This window comes from Streptomyces sp. RK62, from assembly GCF_018070255.1.
Lineage (GTDB): Bacteria > Actinomycetota > Actinomycetes > Streptomycetales > Streptomycetaceae > Streptomyces > Streptomyces nigra.
On sequence record NZ_JAGPYD010000010.1, the window covers coordinates 179378 to 192132 of the forward strand.

A 12755-nucleotide genomic window follows, 5' to 3' on the forward strand; every position below is an offset into this window, starting at 1 on the left:
CTGCCCGCGTACTAGCGGACGTCGACGTAGTCGCCCGCGGCGGTGGCGGCCGGGGTCGTGCTGGTGCCCGCGAAGGTGTAGCGGAAGTAGCCGTCGACGGTGGCGGTGACGGTGGCCTTCAGCTCGCCCGTCCCGTTGGTGGTGACGGTCTTCACGGTGGTGTAGGTGCTGCTGTCCTTCTTGCGGAACTGCAGCTTCACCGGCTGGGCGGTGTAGCCGTGGTACTTGTTGTCCTCCCAGTTGGCCCGGGAGAGCTTGCCGGTGACGGTGATGGTCTTGCCCTTCTTCACCGGCTCCGGCGAGGCGTTCACCGTCTGCTTGGAGTAGCGCTGGAGCAGCGTGGTGCCGAGGCCGCCCTGGCTCTTGTAGCCGACCTTGGTGATGTCGAAGACCTCGTCGTCCGGGTCCTCGCCGTTGAAGGCGGTGGCCTCGGCGGACGCCTTCCAGCTGCCGGCGTCGGAGTTGATCAGCTCGCTCGCGGCCGGGTAGACGTCGATGGTGCCCTTGCAGGTGGCCGTCGTCGTGGAGGTGGCCGTGCAGGTGGCGGGCTTGTTGCCGTAGAGCCGGTTCTCCGGGGCGGCGAAGGAGCCCTTGTAGAGGATCGGGTCGGTCAGGAAGTCGCGGGCCTTGATGTCGACGTCCGCGCCGTGGGTCAGCGTGTAACTCACGGTCGTGGAGACGTGGTTGGTGGTGCCGACCTTGACCGCCTTGGCGATCGTGAAGTTGGAGAAGGAGACGTTCAGGGCGTACGGCCGGCCCTCGGCGGCGGCGGCCCTGCCGGTGGCGGCGACGGCGGCCCGGCGGACCTTCGCCACGTCCGCGCGGTCCACGGAGGAGCCGTCGGCCTGCGCGGCCGGGACGGCGAGGGCGGAGAGGGCCAGGGCGCCGGAGACGGCGGCCACGGTGGCTCTGATGCGCATGCGTTCCCCTGGTACGGAAAGGGGCCCCGCTCGGTCACGACGGGGCCCGGGTGATCGGGGGCCTGTTGACCCATGTGATCAGATACGCGCCCGCCGGTGCCGGTTGTCTCACCGGCGGGCCAATTCAGTGACCTTCGTCACCAACCCCCGGACGGCTTCCGGGGGTTGGCGCACGGCGGTCCGGTTCTACGGGGTTCAGCGCACGTCGACGAAGTCACCCGTGGCCTTGACCGCCGGGGTCGTGCTGGTGCCCGCGAAGGACCAGCGGTAGTAGCCGTCGACGGAGGCCGTGACCGTGGTCTTCAGCTCACCCGTCGAGTTCGACTTGACGGTCTTCACGGTGGTGTAGGTGTTGCTGCTCTTCTTGCGGAACTGCAGCTGCACCGACTGGTTGGTGTAGCCGTGGTACTTGAAGTCCTCCCAGTTCGCCCGGGAGAGCTTGCCGGTGGCGGTGATGGTCTTGCCCTTCGTCACCGGCTCGGGGGAGGCGTTGACCGTGAGCTTCGAGTAGCGCTGGACCCGGTGGGTCGTGTGGAAGTCGTTCCAGTAGATGCTGCCGTCGCCCGCGAGCGCGCCGGCGGTCACGTGCCAGGTGCCGGCCAGGGCGTTCTTGTACAGGTCGCTGCCCGGCGTGGCCGTGACGGTGAGCTTGCAGGTCGACGTGGTGGCGCTGGAGGCGGTGCAGGTGGCGGCCTCCTCGTTCATCACCAGCAGGCCGTCGATGTTGTCGAGGTCGGAGCCGTGCCACAGGTCGACGTACGCGTCCTGGATGCCGGTGGCGTGGCTGGCGGTCACCGACACGGTGAAGGTCTTGGCGTACGTGGTGCCGACGGCCAGACCGGCGCCGGAGTTGATCGTCACCTTGGACACGACGGGCTCGGCCTCGGCGGCCGCGGACGCGCTGAACGCCGACCGGTTCTCGGAGCTGCCGAAGCGCTCGGCGGCGGTCGGCTTCTTCGCGGCCACGTCGCTGTCATTGCCGGCCTGGGCGGCCGGAACGGCCAGGGCGGAGAGGGCCAGGGCGCCGGAGACGGCGGCCACAGTGGCTCGAATTCGCATGCGTTCCCCAGGAGGAGAAGGGGCCCGGCGTGATCGTTCCGTACGGCTCGTCACCGGCCGGGCCCAAGTGATCGTGGAGTCAATTGACTCGGATCATCAGATCGACGAGGGACACGAAAGGTTGTACGAGATGTGCGGGAAATATGTGCGACCACGCCGGCCGCGATTCACCTCAGTCGAACCACCGGTCACGCGCCAGCTCCGCCGTCCGCGACGGGTCCTCCAGCAGGGCCGCCACCTCGAAGCGGCGCGGCCACTGCCCGGCCGCCCAGGCGAGTCCGGCGGCGACGCCCTCCAGGGTGGCCGCGTGCAGGACGCCGTCGTCGGTCAGCCGCCAGTCGATCTCCACGCCGTCCACGACGAGTTCCTCGTGCTCGACGTACGACGCCGGGGTGCGCGGGCCGAGCAGCGCGCGGACGGCCTCCGGCACCTCGTGCTCGGTGCCCTCGGAGTCCACGGCTCCGGTGACGGACTCGCTCAGCCGCCGCACCTGGAACAGCTCGGCCAGGTCGGCCGCCCGGGCCGGCCGCACCGGCAGCAGCGGCACGCCCGCGGTGAACGGCAGCAGGTCCGGTGAGTCGACGACCACGGCGTCGGCCGCGTCGACGACCTCGACCCGCCCGTCCACGACGGCCCGCAGGTCGTCCGGCAGGGTCACCTGATCCGGGTCCAGCTCGGCCAGCGCCCCGTACAGCGCGTGCAGTTGGGCCGCGGTGACCGTCCGGTCGGGGTCGGCGAGGCGGTCAAGCAGTTCGGCGGCGCCGCCCGGCTCGTCCAGCAGCGCGGCGACCGAGGTGCGTACGCCGAGGGCGCGGAGCACCTGCTCGTCGTCGAAGCCGGTCGCGTCGGCCTCCTCGTACAGGCCGCGCAGCAGCGGGTCGCCGCCGGCGGCCAGCAGGCCCGCGGGACGGCGGCCGTCCAGCACCGGGTGCCCGCGCAGCCACCAGGCGGTGTACGGCCGTACGACCTCGTGGGTGCCGTCGGGGAGGAGGATGCGCACCGGCTGGGTGAGGGCGTCCCGCAGCGGCGGCCGCGCGAGCATCGCGAGCGCCTGCGGCCACTTGTCGTCGTCGACCAGCTCCAGATCGCGTACGGCGACGAGCTCGGTGGCGACGGGCGGCACCGGGGTGTCCGGGAACCGGTCGAGGACGTCCTCGCACCACACGTCCACGGCGTCCAGCAGACCGGCGTCGTCGGGCTCGGCGAAGTCGCCGTCCCGGGGCTCCAGTTCGTCCGGGTCGAGGACGACGTCGGTGGCGCGGATCAGCGCGAACCCGGCGAGCACACCGCAGGCGGCGAGGGGCTGCTCCCCCCATCGCTCTGCCATCTCGGCGTCCACGAAGGGCAGTTCGCCCTCCCGCATGACCTCGGCGAAGGCGCTGCGGGGCAGCACGAGTTCCCCGGCGGCGGTGAGTTCCCCGTCCTCGTCGGGCAGCGCGAGCGCGCCCAGCCACGGCTCGTCGCCGGGCTCGAGGCCGGCGTCCCGGACGAGGGCGAGCACGGTGTCGGCCAGCTCCTCGGCGTCGGGGACGTCCTGCTCCCAGTCCATCGCGCCGTCGTCGTCGAGGGAGGCGGCGACGGCGGCCCGCACCTGGGGCGTGGTCAGGACCGCGCGCGGGGTGGCCGCGAGGGCGCCGAGCTTCTCCAGCAGGGGGTGCGCGGCGTCCGGGTGGGCGACCTTGAGGCCGAGGCGGGCCAGGACCTCGGGGGCGACGGAGGTGCCGCCGGGGGTGGGCAGCAGGACCTGGCGGGGGCCGATGGTCGTGCGGCCGTCGGCCAGCGGCACGGGCAGCCCGGACAGCCGGTCCGGGTCGACCCCGGCGAGGCTGTCGTAGAGCCGGTGCCACCAGCCGGGCTCCTTCTCCAGCCCGGCGAGCCGGTCGACGGCGTCGGTGAGCGGCACCCGGGCGACGCCGAGGGTGCGCAGCTCCACCCTCCGCTCCAGACCGGCGGGCAGCAGCGTGGGCAGCACCTCGGCCAGCACCCGTACGGTGTCGGCGCCGGCGCCCTCGACGACCTCGGCGTCCCGTGGGCGCAGCGACTCGGGCAGCTCGGAGTCCGGCTCGGCCGGGCGCAGGGCGGGCGGCAGGAAGGACGTCCTCGGCAGGCGCTCCAGGATGGCCTGGCGCAGAGCGCCGTCGAGTTCGCCCTTGCCGAGCGGGCCGGGCACGAGCGTGATGACGCCCTCGTCCACCGGGCGCCAGCCGGCGAGGAGTTCGGCGTAGGCGTCGGCCGCACGTTGCACGAGGAAGTCGGTGAGCGGGCCGGGGGCGGCGTGCCGGCGGGTGGTGTCGAGCGGGAACGACGCGATGAGCAGAGCGGGCACACCGAGCGGTTCGTCGCTGGGCGTGGGGGCGTGCACGACGGGCGCGGTGCGGGGTCGGGCGGGGCTGCCGTCGGCGGGGTCCACGGGGACGGCCCAGGTCAGCGACCAGTGGGGCCGCAGACGTTCCTCGACGGGGCGGTCGGCGAGCAGTTCGGGGGTGAGCGGGCCGTGGGCGGACGCCGTGCGCCAGCGGGTGACGCCGGACGCGGAGTCCTCCACGACGGTGAAGGGGCCGTCGGCGCGGCGGCGCAGGGTGCGCGGCGCTGTGTCGCCGATCTCGACCACGACCTCCTCCAGGCCGGGCAGGGCGAGCAGCAGCGCGTCGTCGACGGCGCCCAGCAGCCGCTCGGCCAGATCGGCGGCGGCGGTGTCGCGCAGCGGCAGGATGACGACGGTGTCGTACGGGTCGGGGGCGGTGCCCTCGGCGGCGAACGGCAGCCGCAGCAGCGGCACATGCCCGTCCCGGCGCCGGATCTCGTCGCCCAGTCCGGGGCTGTGCCGGGCGGTGTCCTGGGCCAGCTCCCGGGCCTCGGCGAGCGACCAGCGCACCCCGCCGTGCCGTCCGACGACGGCGGGCTCGTCGGTGACGGCGAGGACGGCGGCGAAGCCGACGCCGAACCGTCCCACGGCCTCGCTGTCCCGTTTCGCGGAGGCCCGCAGCGTGGACAGCGACTCGACACCGGCCGCGTCCAGGGGTGCCCCGGTGTTGGCGGCGACGAGCACGCCCTCGCGCAGGGTGAGGCGCAGCCGCCCGGGCACCCCTGCCCGGCCCGCGGCGTCGGCGGCGTTCTGCGCGAGCTCCACGACCAGCCGGTCCCGGTACCCGCCGAGGACGAGGTCCTCCTCGGCGTTGGCGTCCTCCCGGAACCGGGCGGGGCTGGTCGCCCAGGCGTCCAGCACTCCACGCCGCAGACGCGCCGTACCGAACGGGTCGGCGCCCTCGGCCGCGGGCCGCACGAACTTGCTCACGTTGACACTCCTCATCGCCGTCGCGACGAAGGTACCGCCTGCCCCACCCGGGTGCAGATCAGCACCGGTCCGGGGCATACGGCGGCCGCGAACCGGGAGGGCGGGCGCGTCCCTACGAGTGGCCGAGTTCCGCCGAGTCCTCGTCCGTCGTGGCCGGGACCGAGCCCGAGTCCGGGGACGGGCGGAGGGGGAAGGGGTCGACGCGGGTCTCGTCGACGACCGGCGGGGCCGGGCGGGGCGGCTTCGGCATGACGGCCGCCTCCGAGTGGCCGCCGCAGCCGTAGGTCAGGGAGACCACATGGCCGTCGGCCGGGGAGAACTCGTTCGCGCAGACTCCGAAGGCCTGGCCGAGGGAGCCGCCGATCGGGACGAGGAAGGCGCAGCTGACACAGGTGGCGGGGGCCGCCTGCGCCATGGGCGTCTTCGCGCCGAACGCCTCCTCCCAGCGGTCCGCGGCGATGTGCAGGCCGTAGCGGGACAGCACGCGGGCGCGGCGCAGGCCGAGTTCGTCGGCGATGGCCGCGATGGAGCCGCGGGAGGGGGCCATCGGCAGGTTCGCCGGGGTGCCGCCGGTGACCTCGGCGTCCTCCGCCTCGACCAGCTCGGCCATCTCCTCGGAGACGGGCGCGTTCGGGCCCGGCTCGTCCACGCCGGTGTAGCCGGGCTCCAGGCGCAGGTCGTCGGCGTCGGTGGGCAGCAGGTCGCCCGGGCCCATGTCGCCGGGGCGCAGCCGCTCGCTCCACGGCACCCACTCGGGCGCGAGCAGCGCGTCCGGTCCGGGCAGCAGGACGACCTCGTCGAGGGTGACGACCTTGGCGCGGGAGGCGCGGGCCACCGTCACCGCCCAGCGCCAGCCGCGGTACCCGAGCTCCTTGCACTCGAAGAAGTGCGTGACCACACGGTCGCCCTCGGAGACCACGCCCGCGTGCTCTCCGACGACACCGGGTGCGGCGGCCTCCTCGGCGGCGCTGCGGGCGAGGTCGACGGCCTCGGCGCACAGACGATCGGGGGTGCGGCTTCGCGTGGTCGCTGCGCTCACAGGTATCGCTTCTCTCCTACGCCGTCTTACGGGTGCGGGTGCCTCAAGGCGGCGGAGCGGACGGAGCGGACCTGTGGGCCGCGTCGACGTCCGCGTCCGAATCGCGCTCGGGCGCACCTACGTCATCCATTGTGCGGGATGGCTGAGATACGCACGCTACCTGTTCGCGGGCGCTGGGCCTACACCGACGGTGCTTCTCGGCGCTCCGCGCTGCCCGCCGACCGGCCGCCCGTGCCCTCCATACGCGCCGTAACCGCACTAGCCACCCCCATTACGGGGCACTATTGCGTCGTGGCGACCGCGAGGCAGCCCGAAGGAGCCACCGGCACCGGTGGGCCCGAGGGCGGCCGCAACCGACGTGGCGGAACGGGCCGGAGGCGCGGCCCCTTCCGCACGCTGGGCCGTGCCCTGCACTTCCCGTTCACCGGCCCGGCGCGCGGCATCCGCAAGGCCACGCACGCGCACGGCGCGGGCGAGTCGGGCCTCGGCAAGCTGATCGAGCTGCACGGAGTGAACGGCGCGGGCGACGTCATGATCACCGTCGCGCTCGCCTCGACCGTCTTCTTCTCCGTCCCCACCGACGAGGCCCGCGGCCGGGTGGCGCTCTACCTGGGCATCACGATGGCCCCGTTCACTCTGCTGGCCCCCGTGATCGGTCCGCTTCTGGACCGCATCCCGCACGGCCGCCGGGCCGCCATGGCGGGCGCGATGCTGGCCCGCGCGCTGCTCGCCCTCGTCCTGTCCAGCGCCGTCGTCAGCGGCGATCTGCAGCTGTATCCGGCCGCGCTCGGGGTGCTGGTCGCCTCGAAGGCGTACGGCGTGGTGAGAAGCGCCGTCGTGCCCCGGCTGCTGCCACCGGGCTTCTCGCTGGTGAAGGCGAACTCCCGGGTGACCCTGGGCGGGCTGCTGGCCACCGGTGTGGCCGCGCCGATCGGTGCCGGGCTGCAGGCGGTCGGACCGCGCTGGCCGCTGTTCGGCGCCTGCGCGATCTTCATCGCCGGTACGGTCCTGTCGTTCACGCTGCCCCCGAAGGTCGACTCGGCCAAGGGCGAGGACCGGGCGCTGCTCGCCGCCGACGAGCAGCATCTGCACGGCCCGCACCGCAAACCCCTCAAGCGCCCGGGGCTGCGCACGGTCGGCATCGCGGTCACCCACGCCCTCGGCGCCAACGCCGCCCTGCGCTGTCTGTCCGGGTTCCTGATCTTCTTCCTGGCGTTCCTGCTGCGGGAGCACCCGATGTCCGGGCAGAGCGCCGCCGTGTCCCTCGGCATAGTCGCCGCGGCGGCCGGCACCGGCAACGCGCTGGGCACGGCGGTCGGCGCCTGGCTCAGATCCCGGGCGCCGGAGATCATCATCGTCACCGTCGTGGGCCTGGTGATGGCCGTGGCGCTCACGGCGGCGGCCCTGTTCGGCGCGGTCGTGGTGGCCTGCCTCGCGGCGGTCGCCGGGTTCGCGCAGGCGCTGGCGAAGCTGTCGCTGGACGCGCTGATCCAGCGGGACGTGCCGGAGTCGGTGCGGACGTCGGCGTTCGCCCGCTCCGAGACGCTGCTGCAGATGTCGTGGGTGCTCGGCGGCGCCATCGGCATCGTGCTGCCGCTGCGGGGCTCGTTCGGGCTGCTGGTCGGCGCCGCCATCGTCGCCACCGGCTGGCTGACCACCGTCAAGGGCCTGATCGGCTCGGCCCGGCACAGCGGGCACGTCCGGGCCCGGGTCGAGTGAGGGACCACGCCGTCCCGCCTCCGTGACACGGCACGCCGCCCCCGCATGGAGAGAGCACGACACCCGCCCGATAGCCTTCGCCCATGACCACGCTGCAATCCGTTGTGCGACGCCGCCGCGCGCTCGCCGCCGCCGGCGCCGTTTCCGCCGGAGTGCTCGTCCTGTCGGCCTGCGACAAGCCGACGCCGCTCGCCACGGTGACCGTCGGCACGTCCTCCGTCCACTCGGAGGCCACCTGCGGTGGCGAGAGCGGTGAGACCGTGAAGACCGCGGATCTCCCCAAGTGCCTCAAGGGCAAGGACATCAAGACCATCACGGTGGACCCGGACGAGACCGTGCGCTTCGGTGTCGACCCGGAGATCGCCGACGAGGGCTGGACGATCCTCATGAACGGCCAGCCGCTCACCGACTCCAGCACCAAGACCTACCGGACCGTCCCGGGCAGCGTGTTCTTCAACGCCCAGTACGGCGCCAGCGGCAACTCGACGCTCGTCTCCATCAAGGAGGGCGAGCGGGACGTCACCGGCGTGTGGTCCTTCAAGCTGAAGAAGGACGCCTGATCACGTCCGCTGTCCGGATCCTCGTGGCCACCGCGGTCCCCGTAGAGCGGGACGCGGTGGCCCCGGCGCTCGGCCTGCCGGACGCGGAGGTGATCGCCGCCGGGGTCGGTCCGGCCCTCGCGGCCGCCTCCACCGCCACGGCCCTGACCACCGCCGCGCTGACCGGCCGCCGGTTCGGCCTGGTCGTCTCGGCGGGCATCGGCGGCGGTTTCGCGCCGCACGCGCCCGTCGGCTCCCTCGTCGTCGCCGACGAGATCACGGCCGCCGACCTGGGCGCGGAGACCCCCGACGGCTTTCTGCCCGTCACCGACCTGGGCTTCGGCACCGTCACCCACCGCCCGCCCGAGGCCCTCGTACGCGAGGTGGCGGCCGCGACGGGCGCCCGCCCCGGCGCCGTCCTGACCGTCTCCACCGTCACCGGCACCGCCGCCCGCGCCGCCCGGCTGCGCGAACGCCACCCCACCGCCCTCGCCGAGGCCATGGAGGGCTTCGGTGTCGCCGAGGCCGCCGCCGCCCACGGCACGCCCGTCCTGGAGCTGCGCGCCGTCTCCAACCCCGTCGGCCCGCGCGACCGCGCCGCCTGGCGGATCGGGGACGCGCTGGCCGCGCTCGCCGAGGGCTTCGGGAAGATCACCCCCGTCCTCCGGAGTTGGAACCCACATGACCGGTGACCCCTTGCAGATCGCGTACTCCCCCTGCCCGAACGACACGTTCGTCTTCGACGCCCTCGCCCACGGCCGTGTCGAGGGCGCCCCCGCCCTGGACGTGACGTTCGCCGACATCGACGTCACCAACGGCATGGCCGAGCGCGGCGAGCTGGATGTGCTGAAGGTGTCGTACGCCGTGCTGCCGTACGTCCTGGACACCTACGCGCTGCTGCCCTGCGGCGGTGCGCTGGGCCGGGGCTGCGGGCCGCTGGTGCTGACCCGGGAGGCCGGCACTGATCTCGCCGGGCGCACGGTCGCGGTGCCGAGCGAGCGGTCGACGGCGTATCTGCTGTTCCGGCTGTGGGCCGCCGACACGGTGCCCGGCGGCGTCGGGGAGATCGTGGTGATGCCGTTCCACGAGATCATGCCGGCCGTGCGGGACGGGAAGGTCGACGCGGGTCTCGTCATCCACGAGGCGCGCTTCACGTACCGGAACTACGGGCTGCACAAGCTCGCCGACATGGGCGAGCACTGGGAGGACACCACCGGGCTGCCGATCCCGCTGGGCGCGATCATCGCCAAGCGGTCGCTGGGCTCCGGCCGGCTGACCGCGCTGGCGGACGCGATCCGCGCCTCGGTGCGGGCCGCCTGGGACGACCCGGAGGCCTCCCGGCCCTATGTCATGGAACACGCGCAGGAAATGGACCCGGCGGTCGCGGACCAGCACATCGGTCTGTACGTCAACGAGTTCACGGCCGATCTCGGCGAGGACGGATACGCGGCCGTGCGCGGACTGCTGACCCGCGCGGCGGCCGAGGGACTCCTTCCGCCCCTCGACCCACGCGCACTGGATTTCCCCTAGAAATCCCGGAAATCCCTACGGCCGTACGGTCCGTACGGCCCTAAACGTCGAGCTGGTCGGCGACGGCCCGCAGGAGACCGGCGATCTTCTTGCCGGAGTTCTTCTCCGGGTAACGGCCCTTCTCCAGCATCGGCGTGATGTTCTCCAGGAGGGTCGTCAGGTCCTGGACGATGGACGCCAGTTCGTCCGGCTTCTTGCGCTGGGCGGCCGCGACGGACGGCGTCGGATCGAGCAGCACGACGGACAGCGCCTGATCCCCGCGCTGACCGGCGACGACGCCGAACTCCACCCGCTGGCCGGGCTTGAGCGTGTCGACGCCGGCGGGGAGGACCGAGGAATGGACGAAGACGTCACCGCCGTCGTCGCGGGAGAGAAAGCCGAAGCCCTTCTCACTGTTGAACCACTTGACCTTGCCGGTGGGCACGTCTGTCCTCGTCCTCGTACTCGTCGGGAAACTGCTTCTGAAAAACGGCTCTTGACAGCACTGCAGCGGGTCGACCTCGACCCGCCGGTACCCAGGCTAATGGTCCCGGGGCCGGTGACAAGACGTCGCCGGGTCGTTCCCTCGCGCAGGGAACTACCCTGGTGCGGTGCGTGACAAAACCCAAGCGAATTCCGCCGCCCCCGGAGACCGGCTGATCCGGGCCGGTGCGATCGTCTTCTTCGTCGGCGCCGTGGCCACACTGGTCACGGTGGCCCCGTTCCTGCTCGGTACGACGCCTTTTCCGACCTTCATGTTCGGTCTGAGCATGCTCATGGGCGTCGGATTCCTCGTCGCCGGCGCCGGGGTGTTCCGGTCGATCGCGGCCGGAAGGCGTCAGGCGCGTCAGGCCGCCGCGCGGTAGCCGGCCAGCCAGTCGGGGAATCCGGTGAGGTCGTCGAGGACGACGTCCGCGCCCAGCTCGGCGAGCTGCGCGGCGTCGAACGGCCCGGTGGCCACGGTCACCGACAGCGCGTCCGCCGCGCGGGCCGCCCGGATGTCCCCCTGGTGGTCGCCGACGTAGACGCGCGCGCCGTACTCGCGTAGCGCCCCCGCCTTCTGCTCGGCCCACAGGTCGCCGACGACCGCGTCCGGTTCGATGCCGAGGTGCTCCAGATGCAGCTTGGCGTTCGGTTCGTGCTTGGCGGTGACGACGATCGCGCGTCCGCCGCCGTCCCGTACGGCGGCTATCGCCTCACGGGCGCCGGGCAGCGCGGACGTGGCGGCGACGGCGAACGCCGGGTACATCGCCCGGTACTCCTCGGCGACGGCCGCGACCCGGTCGGCCGGGAACCAGTTCGCCAGCTCCTCCTCCAGCGGCGGCCCGAGCCGGGTCACCACGAGGTCGGCGTCGATGTACGTCCCGGTCCGCTCGGTCAGCGCCCGGTAGCAGGCGTGGATCCCGGGGCGGGAGTCGATGAGGGTCATGTCGAGGTCGAAGCCGACGGTGAGTGCCATATGCACCATTGTGCCGAGCCGCCGCGTACGGCCGTCCCGCGGGCAGGTGTCAGGTGCGCCGCTGGGAGCGCCAGACGATGAACAGGGCCGACGCCACGGCCGCGCCGCGCACCACCCAGGGCCAGGTCTCGACGACCGCCGCGTTGGTCTCGCCCTGGACCAGGGCCTCGCCCCAGCGGCCGGTGGCGCGGCCCCAGAGCCAGACGACCCCGGCGGTGAGGGAGAGGCCGGGCAGGATCACGACCGCCCACTTGGTCTCGGTGTCGCTCAGGCGCCGGGAGCCCCAGGCGATCAGCCAGCCCACCAGCAGGACGACGAGGTTGCCGAGGAACGCCCCGGCGACGAGCAGGGCGGCGGCGGCCAGCAGCAGCGGGTTGTTCCAGCGGCCCTCGGGGAGCGCCGGGCGGCGCAGCAGGCGGCGGCGCTTGGGCGCCTCGTCCACCACCGTGTCGTCGGCCTGCTCGACGGCGGCCGGTGCGGGGTCCTTCGTGCCGGGGGCGTCCTTCGCCGGGGGGCGGCGGAGCATCTCGGGGATCTCGACGCCGCCGACGAACCCGGGGATGTCCTCGCCGGGCCCGAGCGGGGTGCTGTCCACCTCCCACCAGTCGGGCCGCAGCGCACTGCCGCCCAGTTCGGCCGCGGTCGCCAGATGGGGCGGCGGCGGCGCGGCGGGCCGGGCCGCCTCGGAGGGGCGCGGGCGCGGCACCATCCGGCGCAGGCCCTTGGGGCGCCGGGTGGACGCGGTGTCGTCGCCGGACGGCTGGGCGGGCACGGCGGTGACCGGGCCCTGCGGGGGCGCGGTGCCCTCGGCGGGGGGCGCTCCCCCGGCGGCGGTGACGACGTCGTCGGGGCTGCCGAGGCGGGCGATGATGCGCCGGACGGCGGCGGGGCTGTCCACGGGTGCCTTGGCGCGGCGCCGGTCGATCTCGCCGCGCAGCTCGTTCACCAGACGCATCCGGGTGGCCGACGGCAACTGCCGCTGCTGCGCCACGTCGCCGACGCGGCTCAGATACTCGTAGACGACCTGGTCGCTCTCGATCCCCACGAAGTCCCCTCCGGGGTGGGTGCGTTGTGGTACCCCGTGGGACGACGTTAGCGCAGGGCGCGGGCGGTGCCCGGGACGCGGGGGCGGTGCCGCCGGTTGCGCGGGACCCGGCCGCCGCGCGTGATTCCGGGGTTCGCCGCCTCCCCTGACCCGGCCACGCACCCGCTAGAT

The 12755-nt window shown here is 73.6% G+C and carries 12 protein-coding genes; 5 read left to right on the forward strand and 7 right to left on the reverse strand.

Annotated features, from left to right (window positions below):
• Positions 1-11: 11 nt before the first annotated feature.
• The 4 genes from KBY32_RS20700 to KBY32_RS20715 form a co-directional block, all read right to left on the reverse strand.
• Positions 12-920 (reverse strand): hypothetical protein, encoded by a 909-nt coding sequence (locus KBY32_RS20700; protein WP_210981133.1) that lies wholly within the window; start codon positions 918-920, stop codon positions 12-14.
• A 195-nt stretch (positions 921-1115) separates the two neighbouring features.
• Positions 1116-1979 (reverse strand): DUF5707 domain-containing protein, encoded by an 864-nt coding sequence (locus KBY32_RS20705; protein WP_210981134.1) that lies wholly within the window; start codon positions 1977-1979, stop codon positions 1116-1118.
• A 172-nt stretch (positions 1980-2151) separates the two neighbouring features.
• Positions 2152-5274 (reverse strand): sacsin N-terminal ATP-binding-like domain-containing protein, encoded by a 3123-nt coding sequence (locus tag KBY32_RS20710; RefSeq protein ID WP_210981135.1) that lies wholly within the window; start codon positions 5272-5274, stop codon positions 2152-2154.
• Positions 5275-5386: 112 nt separating this feature from the next.
• The gene (locus tag KBY32_RS20715; protein WP_210981136.1) at positions 5387-6313 is read right to left on the reverse strand and encodes a DUF3027 domain-containing protein; all 927 of its coding nucleotides are present in this window, start codon (positions 6311-6313) and stop codon (positions 5387-5389) included.
• 291 nt (positions 6314-6604) lie between these two features.
• Between KBY32_RS20715 and KBY32_RS20720 the strand changes: the two genes are divergently transcribed.
• From KBY32_RS20720 to KBY32_RS20735, 4 genes are all read left to right on the forward strand, one after another.
• Positions 6605-8032, forward strand: coding sequence for an MFS transporter (locus KBY32_RS20720; protein WP_210981137.1), 1428 nt, complete (start codon positions 6605-6607; stop codon positions 8030-8032).
• Between the two features lie 83 nt (positions 8033-8115).
• The gene (locus KBY32_RS20725; RefSeq protein ID WP_055623668.1) at positions 8116-8592 is read left to right on the forward strand and encodes a hypothetical protein; all 477 of its coding nucleotides are present in this window, start codon (positions 8116-8118) and stop codon (positions 8590-8592) included.
• Entirely contained in the window at positions 8562-9263 is a 702-nt protein-coding gene (locus tag KBY32_RS20730) for a futalosine hydrolase (protein ID WP_308293767.1), read from the forward strand. The genes KBY32_RS20725 and KBY32_RS20730 overlap by 31 nt, the downstream gene beginning before the upstream one ends.
• Positions 9253-10101, forward strand: coding sequence for a 1,4-dihydroxy-6-naphthoate synthase (locus tag KBY32_RS20735; RefSeq protein WP_055623669.1), 849 nt, complete (start codon positions 9253-9255; stop codon positions 10099-10101). Before KBY32_RS20730 ends, KBY32_RS20735 begins: the two co-directional genes overlap by 11 nt.
• 40 nt (positions 10102-10141) lie before the next feature.
• On the opposite strand, the gene KBY32_RS35715 is transcribed toward KBY32_RS20735, so the two are convergent.
• On the reverse strand, positions 10142-10525 hold the full coding sequence (locus tag KBY32_RS35715) for a cold-shock protein (RefSeq protein ID WP_055623670.1): 384 nt from the start codon (positions 10523-10525) through the stop codon (positions 10142-10144).
• A gap of 166 nt (positions 10526-10691) precedes the next feature.
• On the opposite strand from KBY32_RS35715, the gene KBY32_RS20745 reads away from it, so the two are divergent.
• Entirely contained in the window at positions 10692-10946 is a 255-nt protein-coding gene (locus tag KBY32_RS20745; RefSeq protein WP_055623671.1) for a hypothetical protein, read from the forward strand.
• Here KBY32_RS20745 and KBY32_RS20750 read toward each other — a convergent pair.
• Together KBY32_RS20750 and KBY32_RS20755 are read right to left on the reverse strand one after the other, a co-directional pair.
• A complete protein-coding gene (locus KBY32_RS20750) occupies positions 10928-11548 on the reverse strand; it encodes an HAD family hydrolase (protein ID WP_374224975.1) in 621 nt (206 codons plus the stop codon). The two genes, KBY32_RS20745 and KBY32_RS20750, sit on opposite strands and share 19 nt — an antisense overlap.
• Positions 11549-11588: 40 nt before the next feature.
• Positions 11589-12584, reverse strand: a complete 996-nt coding sequence (locus KBY32_RS20755; protein ID WP_210981140.1) for a hypothetical protein — start codon at positions 12582-12584, stop codon at positions 11589-11591.
• Positions 12585-12755: the final 171 nt, after the last annotated feature.

Excerpts from the sequence above, each read along its gene's own strand:
- KBY32_RS20705 (WP_210981134.1), bottom strand. The coding sequence starts at position 1,979 with ATGCGAATTCGAGCCACTGTGGCCGCCGTCTCCGGCGCCCTGGCCCTC.
- KBY32_RS20725 (WP_055623668.1), top strand. The coding sequence starts at position 8,116 with ATGACCACGCTGCAATCCGTTGTGCGACGCCGCCGCGCGCTCGCCGCC.
- KBY32_RS20700 (WP_210981133.1), bottom strand. The coding sequence starts at position 920 with ATGCGCATCAGAGCCACCGTGGCCGCCGTCTCCGGCGCCCTGGCCCTC.
- KBY32_RS20750 (WP_374224975.1), bottom strand. The coding sequence starts at position 11,548 with ATGGTGCATATGGCACTCACCGTCGGCTTCGACCTCGACATGACCCTC.
- KBY32_RS20735 (WP_055623669.1), top strand. The coding sequence starts at position 9,253 with ATGACCGGTGACCCCTTGCAGATCGCGTACTCCCCCTGCCCGAACGAC.